The organism is Bacillus sp. FSL K6-6038 (assembly GCF_038050455.1).
GTDB classification, from domain to species: domain Bacteria; phylum Bacillota; class Bacilli; order Bacillales; family Bacillaceae_G; genus Bacillus_A; species Bacillus_A pseudomycoides.
Genome location: NZ_JBBOUH010000001.1, coordinates 4,281,557 through 4,294,199, shown reverse-complemented (window position 1 = coordinate 4,294,199; position 12,643 = coordinate 4,281,557). Strand labels below are relative to the sequence as shown.

Here is a 12,643-nt window from a genome sequence, read left to right as displayed (position 1 = left end):
AAACGTACTGTTTTATTATAAATATAAAGTAAGAAAATGAGTCCGTGAAAATGAGAAAGGAAGATAGATGATATGTTTGGATTTGGTGGTTTTACTCGTGATCTTGGAATTGATTTAGGAACAGCAAACACGCTTGTATACGTGAAAGGAAAAGGTGTAGTTTTACGTGAACCTTCAGTTGTAGCATTGCAAACTGATTCGAAACAAATCGTTGCAGTTGGTAGCGATGCAAAACAAATGATTGGTCGTACACCAGGAAACGTAGTGGCTCTTCGCCCTATGAAAGATGGTGTAATCGCTGATTATGAAACAACAGCGACAATGATGAAATACTATATTCAACAAGCGCAAAAATCAAATGGATTTTTCTCTCGTAAGCCATATGTAATGGTATGTGTGCCATCTGGTATTACTGCTGTAGAAAGACGTGCAGTAATCGATGCAACTCGCCAAGCAGGTGCGCGTGATGCATATCCAATTGAAGAACCATTTGCAGCAGCAATCGGTGCAAACTTACCTGTTTGGGAACCAACTGGTAGTATGGTTGTTGATATTGGCGGCGGAACAACAGAAGTTGCGATCATTTCTTTAGGCGGGATTGTAACAAGTCAATCTGTTCGTGTTGCTGGTGATGATATGGACGATTCAATCATTCAATACATTAAGAAAAGCTACAACTTAATGATCGGTGAAAGAACAGCAGAAGCATTAAAATTAGAAATCGGTTCTGCAGGCGAGCCAGAAGGTATTGAGCCAATGGAAATTCGTGGCCGTGATTTAGTAAGTGGTTTACCAAAAACAGTATTAATCAAGCCAGAAGAGATTGCAGATGCGTTAAAAGATACAGTAGATGCAATTGTAGAATCAGTGAAAAACACATTAGAAAAAACGCCACCTGAATTAGCAGCGGATATTATGGACCGTGGAATTGTATTAACAGGAGGCGGTGCATTACTTCGCAACTTGGACAAAGTAATTAGTGAAGAAACGAAAATGCCAGTTCTTGTTGCAGAAAATCCACTTGACTGTGTAGCAATTGGAACAGGTAAAGCTTTAGATAATATCGACCTTTTCAAAACTGCTCGATAATATTCCAAAATAAAAATCAATGAAATTAAGAGGGTGTGAACGTGCCACAGTTTTTCTTAAACAAAAGATTAATTGTTTTGCTAGTTAGTATTATTCTTCTCGTGGCATTGATTGGAATCTCACTGAAAGAACGGAAAAATCTAACATGGCCAGAGCAGTTTGTAAAAGATACTGTCGGTGTTGTAGAACGTGTATTCCAAAAGCCAGCGAATTATGTTGCCGGGTTCTTTGAGAACGTAGAAGATGTAAAGCGCACGTATGAAGAAAATAAAACATTAAAAGAAAAATTAGATAAGTATGCGGAATTATCCGTGAAAGTAAAAGATTTGGAAAAAGATAATGCGAAGCTTCGTGAAACGATTGATAAAAAAGATTCTCTTCGTGACTATAAGCCAATCCAAGCTACAGTGATTGCACGCAATCCGGACAAGTGGTATGACTTAATCGGAATTGATAGAGGTGCACAGCAAGGAATCCAGAAGGATATGGCTGTTATGACTTCAAAAGGGCTAGTCGGACGAGTGAAAAGTGTGTCTCAATTTACATCAACTGTAGAATTATTGAGTTCACTGAATCGAACAAATCGTATTTCTGCTGTAGTAGAAGGGCAAGAGCGTATTTTTGGATTGATTGAAGGATACGACAAGGAAAAACAATCTCTTGTTTTCACAAAGATTCCATCTGATGTAAAAGTAGAAAAAGATCAAACGGTTGTAACATCAGGATTAAGTGATATTTTCCCGAAAGGGTTAGTAATTGGGAAAATTGTAGATGTTGCACCAGATGAATATGGATTAACACAAACAGCTTACGTAAAACCTGCTGCGGATTTAAATGATGTAGACCATATTATGGTTACAAAAAGAGTTATGCCCTCAGCAGCGTTAGAACAGTAAGGGGGAGAAGATATGGCTATTTTGAAAAGAGCAATTCTTCCTCTGCTGCTTCTTTTTGTGTTTTTATTCGAAAATATGTTTTCTACTGTAGTTCCAACAGCATTGTTTTGGAAAGACAGTATTGCAGCTCCGCATTTCTTTATGATTGTGCTATGTTTTATTACCGTTTATTTTAGTCCTTTACAAGGTATTTACTATGGGCTATTATTTGGTTTTTTATTTGATACTGTATATACAGAACTTGTTGGTGTATATATATTTGCTTATCCAATTTTGGCGTATCTTGTGTATAGTACGATGAGAGTATTGCAATTGAATTTATTTATTGTTTCTTTTATCGTATTAACGGGAATTGCAGCATTAGAGTATTATGTATATGGATTTTTAACGCTACTAGGACGTATTCATGTACCAGCGCATATCTTTTTCTCAGATCGTCTCCTTGCTACTTTATTGTTAAATGGAATTTTCTTATTACTAGTTTGTTTCCCACTGAGACGATATCTTGTGCGTCTTTCAAAAGCGATGGAAGAAAAAGAAAAAAGGATTTTCTAATTTTATGTCGAATTGAATCGTTGGGGTGAACTTTAGTGGAAGAAAAAAAGCAACAAAATATAACGATAAAAGGGACAAAAGATGGACTGACATTACATTTAGATGATTGCTGTTCATTCTCTGAATTACTGCAAGAACTGGACGAAAAGCTTTCCACTCACTATTACGATGGTGATGGACGTTCATTAATCGAAGTACATGTTAAAGTTGGTAATCGCTATTTGACAGATGTACAGCAAGAAGAAATTCGCACTTTGATTCGTAATAAAAAAAATCTTGTTGTGGATTCCATTGAGAGTGATGTCATAACAAAAGCTGAAGCAATAGCGTGGAAAGAAGAAACAGAAATTGTCCCTGTTTCCAAAATTGTTCGCTCAGGTCAAGTATTGCATGTAAAAGGAAATCTATTGTTAATTGGAGATGTCAATCCAGGCGGAACGGTTATCGCTGGGGGAAATATTTTTGTCGTTGGATCATTACGAGGAATTGCGCATGCTGGATATTATGGGGATACAGATGCTGTCATTGCAGCATCTGTTATGAATCCAATGCAACTTCGAATTAGTGATGTGACAATGCGGGCTCCGGAAGAGAAAGAAGACGGAGCAGAGGCGGCGGAATGTGCGTATATTGATGAGAACAATCACATTGTTGTCGATCGCCTGCAACTTCTCACTCATCTTAGACCTAATTTAACAAAGTTAGAAAGGGGAATTGTATAGCTGTGGGAGAGGCAATAGTAATTACATCTGGAAAAGGCGGGGTAGGAAAGACTACAACGTCTGCAAACATTGGTACAGCCTTAGCATTATCCGGGAAAAAAGTATGTTTAATTGATACGGATATTGGTCTAAGAAACTTAGACGTAGTAATGGGGCTAGAAAATCGTATTGTATTTGATCTTGTTGATGTCGTCGAAGGTCGTTGTCGTTTACCTCAGGCTCTTATAAAAGATAAGCGCTTTGATGAACTTTATTTATTACCTGCAGCACAAACGAGCGATAAGTCAGCGGTAACACCTGAACAAATGGATGAGTTAATACAACTATTACGTCAAGATTATGATTATGATTACATATTAATTGATTGTCCTGCTGGTATTGAGCAGGGATTCAAAAACGCGGTGGCAGGTGCGGACAAAGCGATTGTTGTAACGACGCCTGAAGTATCTTCTATGCGTGATGCAGACCGTATTATTGGGCTTTTAGAAAAAGAAGATATCGAACCACCAAAACTTGTTATTAACCGTGTGCGTAGCCATATGCTACATGAGCAAGATATGCTAGATGTAGATGAAATTGTACGTACACTTTCGATTGAGTTGCTCGGAGTTGTCGAGGATGATGATGAAGTTATTCGTGCTACAAATACAGGTGAACCTGTAGCGTTGCAGCCGAATGGAAAAGCATCATTAGCTTATCGGAATATTGCAAGACGTTTGCTAGGTGAATCTGTCCCTTTACAAGCGTTTGGGCAAGAAAAAGTATCTGTTTTTACAAAGATGAAAAATTTCTTTGGAATTCGTTAAAAGCACTTCGCATGTATGCGAGGTGCTTTCTTTTTTATTCTCATGAATATCTTCCTCTTAGGGTTCATACATATGTACAAACTGTATAAAGTTTGGAAAATAGAGAACTTTTATTTTCCTTGCTATTTGCGGGGGAAATAATCAGTAGGGAAGATAGTTTCACTTTACTTGCCTCTTGCAAGAAGAGGTGGCAAAAGGAAGGAGACAGGATGAAGAATAGACGTGTAGAAGAGATTAAAAAACGGATTGCAAAGAGAAAAGAAGAACAAGAGAGACTCGAGGAAGAACAGTATTTTTCTGAAGGAAACTTTGATGGAGAAACGATGTTCATTGAAGAAGGTGAAAAAGAGGTGCATCCTCTTTTTCGAAAGGAAGTATTTTTATTTAAATTTTTATTAGCGACGATTCTCGTTCTCTCGGTAGCCATTTTATTTAAAAATGCACCAGCTTCTTTTGATGGAGCAAGAACGGTTGTAAAACAAGTTATGCAAGAGGAATTTCAGTTTGCTACTGTATCCAAGTGGTACGAAAATCAATTTGGAAAACCGCTCGCTTTTCTACCTGCAAATGAAAAGAAGCAAGGCATACAGCAAAAAGATTATGCAGTTCCGGCTTCAGGGAAAGTTATGCAAAGTTTTCAAAAAGATGGCCAAGGTGTATTTGTACAAACAGCCGCGAATACAACTGTTGAATCGGTAAATGAAGGGGTTGTTATTTTCGCTGGTAAGAAAGAGGGGTTTGGGAATATAGTTGAGATCCAGCATGCAGATGGTACGGAGTCATGGTATGGAAATTTAGGTGAGGCATCTGTAAAATTATATGATTATGTTGAAAAGAAACAAAAGGTTGGAACAGTTGGGACCAATGCGGATAACAAGAATGGCAAGTTCTATTTTGCAATTAAAAAGAATGAAAAATTTATCGATCCGATTCAGGTGATTTCATTTGAATAAATATAGTGAAGTATTGTCAAAAATTACAGTGCATCCACTGTTTTGGGGAATTATAGCTATTGGGATTTTTACGGCGCGTTTTAAAGAATTACTACTTTTATTTTGTATCGTTTTGATTCATGAGCTTGGGCACGCCTTCGCAGCTGCTCATTATAAATGGAGAATCAAGCAAATACAACTTTTGCCGTTTGGCGGGGTGGCAGAGCTTGAGGAACATGGGAATAAGCCGTTAAAGGAAGAATTAATCGTTGTAATAGCAGGACCTATTCAACATGTATGGATGATTGGGCTAGCTTATGTTTTGGCTAGGGCAGGATGGTTTAGTGAGGAACTTTATCATTTCTTTGTATGGAACAATTTAATGATTCTAGGGTTTAATTTACTACCAATTTGGCCACTAGATGGTGGGAAAGTATTGTTTAATGTTTTATCACATCAATTTCCTTATTTACAAGCGCATGAGAAAATGATGAAAATATCATGTGTTTTTTTTAGTGTAATATTAGGTTGGCAACTGTTTTGGAATAGTAATAGTATTATGATGTGGGTGCTGCTTCTGTTTTTAGCTATTTCTTTATATCAAGAATGGAAGCAACGGCGCTATGCGTTTATGCGTTTTTTACTAGAACGTTATTATGGAAACAAGCGAGATATTGAAAAGATTGCTCCAATTGAAGTGCGAACTGAGGATCGATTATACACGATTTTCACAAAGTTTCGGAGAGGGTATAAGCACTCGATTATCGTTCATGGTAAATATAAAGAGCATTATACATTAGACGAAAACGAATTGCTTTATGCTTATTTTACCGAAAAACGAACTACTTCATCTGTGGAAGAGTTAATCGGTTAGTGTTGACGAGGACACTAACCTTTTATATTGTAAGAGGAAAAGAAAATGAAAAAGTGAGGAAAGTATTTTGAAGACGTTATACATCAACTATACTGGTTCGGAAAAACGGGTTGCTGTAGAAGAAAAACAAAAGATTGTTGAGCTTTTATGGCAACGAAATCAAGAGCAAGAGATTGTTGGGCATATTTATGTGGGACGTGTCGTACGAACGATTGCTGGGATGAATGCAGCGTTTGTAAATATCGGTTTAGAAAAACATGCCTATCTTTCATATGATGATGTTCCATCATCATATCGAGTGCACGAAGGACAAGCATTGCTCGTGCAAGTGGTAAAAGAAGCGATTGATACAAAAGGGCCAAAATTAACAGCGAATGTAGAATTTACCGGGAAATATGTCGTTTATATGCCTTATGATGAAATGCGCGCTGTTTCCCGGAAAATAAAAAATAATAAAAAACGGCAACAATTGCTTGAAATTCAAGTAGAGGGAACCGGAGGCTATATTTTCCGTTCAGCTTGTGACAAAGGTGCAATTGATGAAGTGCAGATTGAAATGCAACATTTTCAAGATCTGTATAAAGAATTAAAAAGAAAAGAAGAGCATGGAAAGGCACCGTTATTACTCCATCGTCCAGCAACCTTTTTAGATCGTGTATTTAAAGAAAATCCGATTGAAACAATTGAAAAAGTAATTGTAGATACACGCAGTATAGTACCGGAATTGCAAGATAAAGTAGGAAAAGAAAAGGTTTCGTTTTACAATGAAACAACTTCTATGTTCATTCACTATGGTGTGGAGCGTGAGATTGAAAAAGCACTGCAAAAAATAGTGTGGTTATCAAACGGTTCTTATTTAATTATTGAGCAAATGGAGACAATGACGGTAATTGATGTGAACACCGGTAAATTTACTGGAAAGCAGAACTTGCAAGATACGGTATTACGGACGAATGAAATAGCTGCTGAAGAAATTGCTCGTCAATTAAGACTGCGTGATATTGGTGGTATGATTTTAATTGACTTCATTAATATGAAAAAAGAAGAAAATAAAGAAAAAGTAAGAGAGAGGCTCATTGCCTCATTACAAAGGGATCGTACATATACACGTGTTCTTAGATTTACAGAGCTCGGTATTTTAGAAATGACACGTAAGCGAAAAAAACACTCGCTCCGTGATGTATTATTAGACGGTTGCTCAGCGTGCCAGGCGACAGGATATGTAATGTCCCATGAATCAATTGCATACGAGCTAGAAAGAGAACTTGTTACATATAGTAGTTCGGAGGACGAGGCGGTATTAATTGCAGCTTCAAAAGAAGTACAAAAAATATTTTTACAAAAAGAATTGCAAAAAAATATACCGTTCCAAGTTTATTTCACAGATGAAGAAGCTGAGAAATATGCAATTATTCGATTTGGAACGAGGCAAGAAATGATGCTGCGTAAAAATAGTTAGCAGAACATTTATTGACAATAGTCAACGTTTCGTGATAACATCTTTATGTTATAGTTTATAGCACCTAAACTGCTATATGCTACAACCGCACAAGACAGGTTCCAAAAAGGCATTTTATGTCTACCTCGTTTTGGCGAGTCTTAGTAATTATGAGGAGGTGCAAGTATGTACGCAATTATCGAAACAGGTGGAAAACAAATTAAAGTTGAAGCTGGTCAAGAAATCTACATTGAAAAATTAGATGCTGAAGCTGGTGAAACTGTTACTTTTGACAAAGTTCTTTTCGTTGGTGGCGAAAACGTGAAAGTTGGTAGCCCAGTTGTAGAAGGTGCAACAGTTACTGCGAAAGTTGAAAAACAAGGTCGCGCTAAGAAAATCATCGTTTTCAAATACAAAGCGAAAAAGAACAATCGTAAGAAACAAGGTCATCGTCAACCTTACACTAAGCTAGTGATTGAAGCAATCAACGCTTAATTCTGGTTAAGATGATTAAAATTACGATAAGTCGCACGAAATTAGGAAGTATCCAATCATTTAAAATGACTGGGCACGCCGATTATGCGCCACATGGACAAGACCTTGTCTGTGCTGGAACAACTGCGGTCGTGTTTGGATCTATAAATGCAGTGGAAGTACTTTGTAATGTGCAAGCAACTATTGAGCTCGGAAGTGATGGTGGATTCTTAACGTATGAGTTGCCTAATGATTTAGATGCTCATACAGCAGAGAAAGCTCAAACGCTTTTAGAAGGATTGGTTGTTTCGCTTAAGACGATTGAACTTGATTACGGAAAGTATATCCGTTTAATAGAAAAAATGCAGGAGGTGTAACGTATGTTAAGATTAGATCTTCAGTTTTTCGCATCTAAGAAAGGTGTAGGTAGTACAAAGAACGGTCGTGACTCTCAGTCAAAACGTCTTGGTGCTAAACGCGCAGATGGTCAAACGGTTTCAGGTGGTTCAATTCTTTACCGTCAACGCGGTACAAAAATTTATCCAGGTGTTAACGTTGGTCGTGGTGGCGATGACACTTTATACGCGAAAGTTGACGGCGTAGTACGCTTCGAGCGTCTTGGCCGTGACCGCAAACAAGTGAGCGTATATCCTGTTGCTCAAGAAGCATAAGAAACTCACGGAAAACTCTAACCTGAGTGCAGGTTAGAGTTTTTCTATATTAAGGGGTATCTGGATGAATAAAAAATGGACAATTATAGATGCGTTGAGCCATTCTAGGCATGATTGGCTCAATCGTATGCAGATGATTAAAGGAAACCTCTCCCTTGGAAGAGTGGAAGAGATTCATGGGCTCATCGATCGTTTTGTCCAAGAAGCGAGACAAGAATCCAATCTGATGGGGCTATCGATGCCTTTATTTTCAGAATGGATTTTAACATATAATTGGAAACAGCAGCCGTGCTTATTGGAGTACGAAGTATTAGGGAAATTACATAACTTATCTCATTACGATGAAGAAGTGTGTACGTGGACGAATGAATTTTTCTCAATGCTTCAGCATAGTTTAGACGTTTATGTTGAAAATTATGTTTGTATCACAATTGAATGTGACGCGGAGAATGCTCGTTTCTTTTTTGATTTTCGTGGCAAGCTAACGAATGTAGAAGAACTACAAACGTGGCTTACAAACCAAAACAATGAATCGTATTTCATTTCTTATACAGTGCGAGATGATGAAATCTCGGTTATATTACAACCAATCGAAAAAAGTGTGGTGAAATAATGTTTGTAGATCAGGTCAAGATATATGTAAAAGGCGGCGACGGTGGAAACGGAATGGTTGCGTATCGTCGTGAGAAGTATGTTCCAAAGGGTGGCCCAGCAGGTGGCGATGGCGGTAAAGGTGCAGATGTTGTTTTCGTTGTTGACGAAGGCTTACGTACATTAATGGACTTCCGCTACCAACGTCATTTCAAAGCTGATCGCGGTCAACACGGGATGAGCAAAGGGCAACATGGCCGTAAAGCTGACGATTTAATCGTAAAGGTTCCACCAGGAACAGTTGTAAAAGATGAGGAAACTGGTCAAATTCTTGCGGATTTAGTAACGCATGAGCAATCAGCTGTTATTGCAAGAGGTGGTCGTGGTGGCCGTGGTAACTCACGTTTTGCAACACCGACGAACCCAGCACCAGAAATCGCTGAGAACGGGGAACCAGGTCAAGAACGTGATGTAATCTTAGAATTAAAAGTATTAGCGGATGTTGGACTTGTTGGATTCCCAAGCGTAGGTAAATCAACATTATTATCTGTTGTATCATCAGCACGTCCGAAAATTGCAGAATATCACTTTACAACAATCGTTCCAAACCTTGGTGTTGTTGAAACTGGTGATAACCGCAGCTTCGTTATGGCTGACCTTCCTGGATTAATCGAAGGAGCACATGCGGGCGTTGGACTTGGACACCAATTCTTACGTCATATCGAACGTACACGTGTTATCGTGCATGTTATTGATATGTCTGGTTTAGAAGGCCGTGATCCATATGAGGATTATGTTACAATCAATGCTGAATTAAAAGAGTACAATCTGCGTTTAACAGAGCGTCCACAAGTTGTTGTTGCAAACAAAATGGATATGCCAGATGCAGAGGAAAATTTACAAGCATTTAAAGAGAAAGTAGGAGACGAAGTTCAAATCTTCCCAATCTCTGCCGTAACAAAACAAGGTGTTCGTGATCTATTATTTGAAGTAGCAAACTTAGTGGAAACAACACCAGAATTCCCAGTACATGATGTTGTAGACGAATCTGAAGCAAGTGTAATGTACAAATTTGAATCTGAAGGATCTAAGTTTGAAATTACACGCGAAAGTGACGGTACATTTGTCATTTCTGGTTATGATATTGAGAAAACATTCAAGATGACAGACTTCTCACGTGATGAATCTGTACGTCGTTTCGCTCGTCAAATGCGCGGAATGGGTATTGATGAAGCTCTTCGTGCACGCGGTGCAAAAGATGGTGACATTGTAAAAATTCTTGAATATCAATTCGAATTTATCGATTAAGACTGCCAAAATACGGCAGTCTTTTTTATAATCGAGAAAGGAGTGTAAATAAAGCGATAGAAATACAGATTGGAAAACCGATAGAAAGCTTAATTTTTAGGTGGGAGAGAGGATCTGGTCGAGCGTAGAAACGGTCAGAGCCTTTTTGAGCCCCATGCTATGTGAGAACAGAGGGAGAAAAAGAGTGGGGATTTCCTCTTGTTTTCAAGGCCGCAATTTGTATGTTAGAAGTCAAAGCGATAGAAATACAGATTGAAAAACCGTTAGAAAGCCTAATCTTTAGGTGGGAGAGAGGATCTGGTCGAGCGTAGAAACGGTCAGATCCTTTTTCTGCCCCATGCCAAGTTAAAACAAAAGGAGAAAGTAAGTAGAGGTCATCTTTTGTTTTTTATAGCCATGACTTATACGTTGGAAAATCAAAATAGATATTTATTTTTAAATTCAGAAGAATGAAAGAAATAGTCACTCCGTAGTAAGAAACAAGGGAGAGGGAGTATATGTATAAAATATTAATTGTAGAAGATGACGAAAAGATTGCTGGGATATTAGAAGAACATTTAGAGAAGTATGGCTATCAATCATTTCGAGTGGCAGATTTACGCCATATAAAAGATGAATTTGTGAAAGTGAATCCACATTTAGTTTTACTCGATATTAATCTCCCGTACTTTGATGGTTTTTACTGGTGTCGTCAAATTCGAACTGTATCTAATGCACCAATCATTTTTGTCTCTGCACGAACCGGAGAAATGGATCAGGTCATGGCAATTGAAAACGGTGGTGACGATTATATTGCAAAGCCATTCCATTTAGATATTGTTATGGCGAAAGTAAAAAGCGCCTTGCGTCGTGGATACGGTGAGTATGCTTCATCGGCAGAAAGCGATTGCTTTGGTGTGAGGGGATTGCTGCTATTTCCATCACAACATACAGTTGAGTGGCAAGGGAAACAAATAGAGCTCACAAAAAATGAATTTTATTTATTAGAGTGTTTAATGAAGCAGGCAAATCAATATGTAACGCGTGAGGAGCTCTTAGAGGCATTATGGGATGAACTAGCATTCGTTGATGATAATACATTAACAGTGAACGTAAAGCGTGTCCGAAAGAAGCTAGAGGAGCTTGGGATTGTAAATGCAATCGTAACAAAGCGTGGATACGGTTACGCACTTCTTACAGAGTGGGGAGATGGGCATGAAGCTTAAGGGTTACCTCATTGATCGTTTTCCTTTAATTGTTTCATATATTGTGAGCCTTTGCTTATTTGGACTTGTATTACAACTACAAGGACTTTTAGAGAAACGATCGATACAGTGGAGTACATGGTTGTATGGCCTTTTACTAGCGACTATCGTATTTATTATATACCTGATTTATGATTATCGAAAACGCAGCGTGTTTTTAAACAGAATCGAACAATACATTGCTGGAGGACATACGTTACATGACTCTTTATTAATTGATGCTTCCTATACGGCTGAACAAGAAATGATTGTAGAAGCATTCATTTTGCTTAGACAGCAATATATGAATGAGGTTCACCAGCAGCATGCGAAAGGTCAACAGCAAATGATCTTTATGAACCAATGGATTCACCAAATGAAAACACCAGTTTCAGTGATTGAATTACTGTTGCAGAAATTTGGTAAAGCGCATCGCGAAGCAAGAGAAACGGTTGAAAGTATTCGTGAAGAAAATAATCGTATTTTACATGGTTTAGATTTAGCGTTACATATGGCAAGGTTAGAACAGTTTGCAAAAGATTACAAAGTGGAGGTAGTAAATGTACTAGAGGTTGTTCGAGAGGTTATTAACCAAAATCGAAAATCTTTCATTCAATCTTCTGTATATCCGAAAGTAATGTTTGAAGAAGAAACGTGTACGATCGCTTCCGATCGAAAATGGATTAGTATTGCAATCAATCAAATTGTTATGAATGCAATTAAATACACAAAAATCTCGCAAGTGGATAAGAAAGAAATTCAGTTTCAAATAGAGGAGAAGGAACAGACAGTTTTATTACATATTTGTGATACTGGAATTGGTATTCCAAAGCAAGACATCAAACGAGTTTTTGAACCATTCTTTACAGGAACAAATGGAAGAAAAACAAGAGAAGCAACAGGAATGGGATTATATATTACAAAGGAAATTTGTGATAATCTTCATCACGGAATTTACGTGCAATCAACCGAAGGAGAAAGTACAACATTTACATTCCAATTTGCAAAAGATGAAGAATATCATGCATTGATGAGAAAAATGACAAAATTGTAAGATAACAAAC

General features: G+C 37.8%; 15 protein-coding genes and 1 other annotated feature. All 15 genes read left to right on the top strand.

Annotation, left to right across the window (positions count from 1 at the left end; genetic code table 11):
* Window positions 1-72 precede the first annotated feature (72 nt).
* The 15 genes from mreB to NSQ40_RS22555 all read left to right on the top strand — a co-directional run bounded on the left by mreB (window position 73) and on the right by NSQ40_RS22555 (window position 12,633).
* Window positions 73-1,089 (top strand): cell shape-determining protein MreB, encoded by a 1,017-nt coding sequence (gene mreB / locus NSQ40_RS22625; RefSeq protein WP_003200832.1) that lies wholly within the window; start codon window positions 73-75, stop codon window positions 1,087-1,089.
* Window positions 1,090-1,130: 41 nt separating this feature from the next.
* Complete coding sequence (gene mreC / locus NSQ40_RS22620) at window positions 1,131-1,985, top strand: rod shape-determining protein MreC (protein ID WP_018764385.1); 855 nt, start codon at window positions 1,131-1,133, stop codon at window positions 1,983-1,985.
* Window positions 1,986-1,997: 12 nt separating this feature from the next.
* Window positions 1,998-2,540, top strand: a complete 543-nt coding sequence (gene mreD / locus NSQ40_RS22615; RefSeq protein WP_003200835.1) for a rod shape-determining protein MreD — start codon at window positions 1,998-2,000, stop codon at window positions 2,538-2,540.
* A 35-nt stretch (window positions 2,541-2,575) separates the two neighbouring features.
* Entirely contained in the window at window positions 2,576-3,262 is a 687-nt protein-coding gene (gene minC / locus NSQ40_RS22610) for a septum site-determining protein MinC (protein ID WP_003200837.1), read from the top strand.
* 2 nt (window positions 3,263-3,264) lie between these two features.
* Complete coding sequence (gene minD / locus NSQ40_RS22605; RefSeq protein WP_003200838.1) at window positions 3,265-4,068, top strand: septum site-determining protein MinD; 804 nt, start codon at window positions 3,265-3,267, stop codon at window positions 4,066-4,068.
* Window positions 4,069-4,277: 209 nt separating this feature from the next.
* On the top strand, window positions 4,278-5,021 hold the full coding sequence (locus tag NSQ40_RS22600; RefSeq protein WP_003208625.1) for a M23 family metallopeptidase: 744 nt from the start codon (window positions 4,278-4,280) through the stop codon (window positions 5,019-5,021).
* Window positions 5,014-5,874 (top strand): M50 family metallopeptidase, encoded by an 861-nt coding sequence (locus NSQ40_RS22595; RefSeq protein ID WP_033797282.1) that lies wholly within the window; start codon window positions 5,014-5,016, stop codon window positions 5,872-5,874. The genes NSQ40_RS22600 and NSQ40_RS22595 overlap by 8 nt, the downstream gene beginning before the upstream one ends.
* 67 nt (window positions 5,875-5,941) lie before the next feature.
* Complete coding sequence (locus NSQ40_RS22590; protein ID WP_098802634.1) at window positions 5,942-7,333, top strand: Rne/Rng family ribonuclease; 1,392 nt, start codon at window positions 5,942-5,944, stop codon at window positions 7,331-7,333.
* A 73-nt stretch (window positions 7,334-7,406) separates the two neighbouring features.
* Window positions 7,407-7,484 (top strand) — a sequence feature (ribosomal protein L21 leader region).
* A gap of 14 nt (window positions 7,485-7,498) precedes the next feature.
* The gene (gene rplU, locus NSQ40_RS22585; RefSeq protein ID WP_003200848.1) at window positions 7,499-7,807 is read left to right on the top strand and encodes a 50S ribosomal protein L21; all 309 of its coding nucleotides are present in this window, start codon (window positions 7,499-7,501) and stop codon (window positions 7,805-7,807) included.
* Window positions 7,808-7,818: 11 nt separating this feature from the next.
* Window positions 7,819-8,163, top strand: a complete 345-nt coding sequence (locus tag NSQ40_RS22580; protein WP_006096063.1) for a ribosomal-processing cysteine protease Prp — start codon at window positions 7,819-7,821, stop codon at window positions 8,161-8,163.
* Window positions 8,164-8,166: 3 nt separating this feature from the next.
* A complete protein-coding gene (gene rpmA, locus NSQ40_RS22575) occupies window positions 8,167-8,457 on the top strand; it encodes a 50S ribosomal protein L27 (protein ID WP_000944957.1) in 291 nt (96 codons plus the stop codon).
* Window positions 8,458-8,521: 64 nt separating this feature from the next.
* A complete protein-coding gene (locus NSQ40_RS22570) occupies window positions 8,522-9,070 on the top strand; it encodes a sporulation initiation phosphotransferase B (RefSeq protein WP_003208615.1) in 549 nt (182 codons plus the stop codon).
* Window positions 9,070-10,356 (top strand): GTPase ObgE, encoded by a 1,287-nt coding sequence (gene obgE / locus NSQ40_RS22565; protein ID WP_003200852.1) that lies wholly within the window; start codon window positions 9,070-9,072, stop codon window positions 10,354-10,356. The genes NSQ40_RS22570 and obgE overlap by 1 nt, the downstream gene beginning before the upstream one ends.
* Before the next feature lie 497 nt (window positions 10,357-10,853).
* On the top strand, window positions 10,854-11,561 hold the full coding sequence (locus tag NSQ40_RS22560) for a response regulator transcription factor (protein ID WP_003200854.1): 708 nt from the start codon (window positions 10,854-10,856) through the stop codon (window positions 11,559-11,561).
* Window positions 11,551-12,633, top strand: coding sequence for a HAMP domain-containing histidine kinase (locus NSQ40_RS22555; protein ID WP_033797278.1), 1,083 nt, complete (start codon window positions 11,551-11,553; stop codon window positions 12,631-12,633). Before NSQ40_RS22560 ends, NSQ40_RS22555 begins: the two co-directional genes overlap by 11 nt.
* Window positions 12,634-12,643 lie beyond the last annotated feature (10 nt).

Excerpts from the sequence above, each read along its gene's own strand:
- mreB (WP_003200832.1), top strand. The coding sequence starts at position 73 with ATGTTTGGATTTGGTGGTTTTACTCGTGATCTTGGAATTGATTTAGGA.
- mreD (WP_003200835.1), top strand. The coding sequence starts at position 1,998 with ATGGCTATTTTGAAAAGAGCAATTCTTCCTCTGCTGCTTCTTTTTGTG.
- NSQ40_RS22600 (WP_003208625.1), top strand. The coding sequence starts at position 4,278 with ATGAAGAATAGACGTGTAGAAGAGATTAAAAAACGGATTGCAAAGAGA.
- rplU (WP_003200848.1), top strand. The coding sequence starts at position 7,499 with ATGTACGCAATTATCGAAACAGGTGGAAAACAAATTAAAGTTGAAGCT.
- NSQ40_RS22580 (WP_006096063.1), top strand. The coding sequence starts at position 7,819 with ATGATTAAAATTACGATAAGTCGCACGAAATTAGGAAGTATCCAATCA.
- rpmA (WP_000944957.1), top strand. The coding sequence starts at position 8,167 with ATGTTAAGATTAGATCTTCAGTTTTTCGCATCTAAGAAAGGTGTAGGT.
- NSQ40_RS22570 (WP_003208615.1), top strand. The coding sequence starts at position 8,522 with ATGAATAAAAAATGGACAATTATAGATGCGTTGAGCCATTCTAGGCAT.
- obgE (WP_003200852.1), top strand. The coding sequence starts at position 9,070 with ATGTTTGTAGATCAGGTCAAGATATATGTAAAAGGCGGCGACGGTGGA.
- NSQ40_RS22560 (WP_003200854.1), top strand. The coding sequence starts at position 10,854 with ATGTATAAAATATTAATTGTAGAAGATGACGAAAAGATTGCTGGGATA.
- NSQ40_RS22555 (WP_033797278.1), top strand. The coding sequence starts at position 11,551 with ATGAAGCTTAAGGGTTACCTCATTGATCGTTTTCCTTTAATTGTTTCA.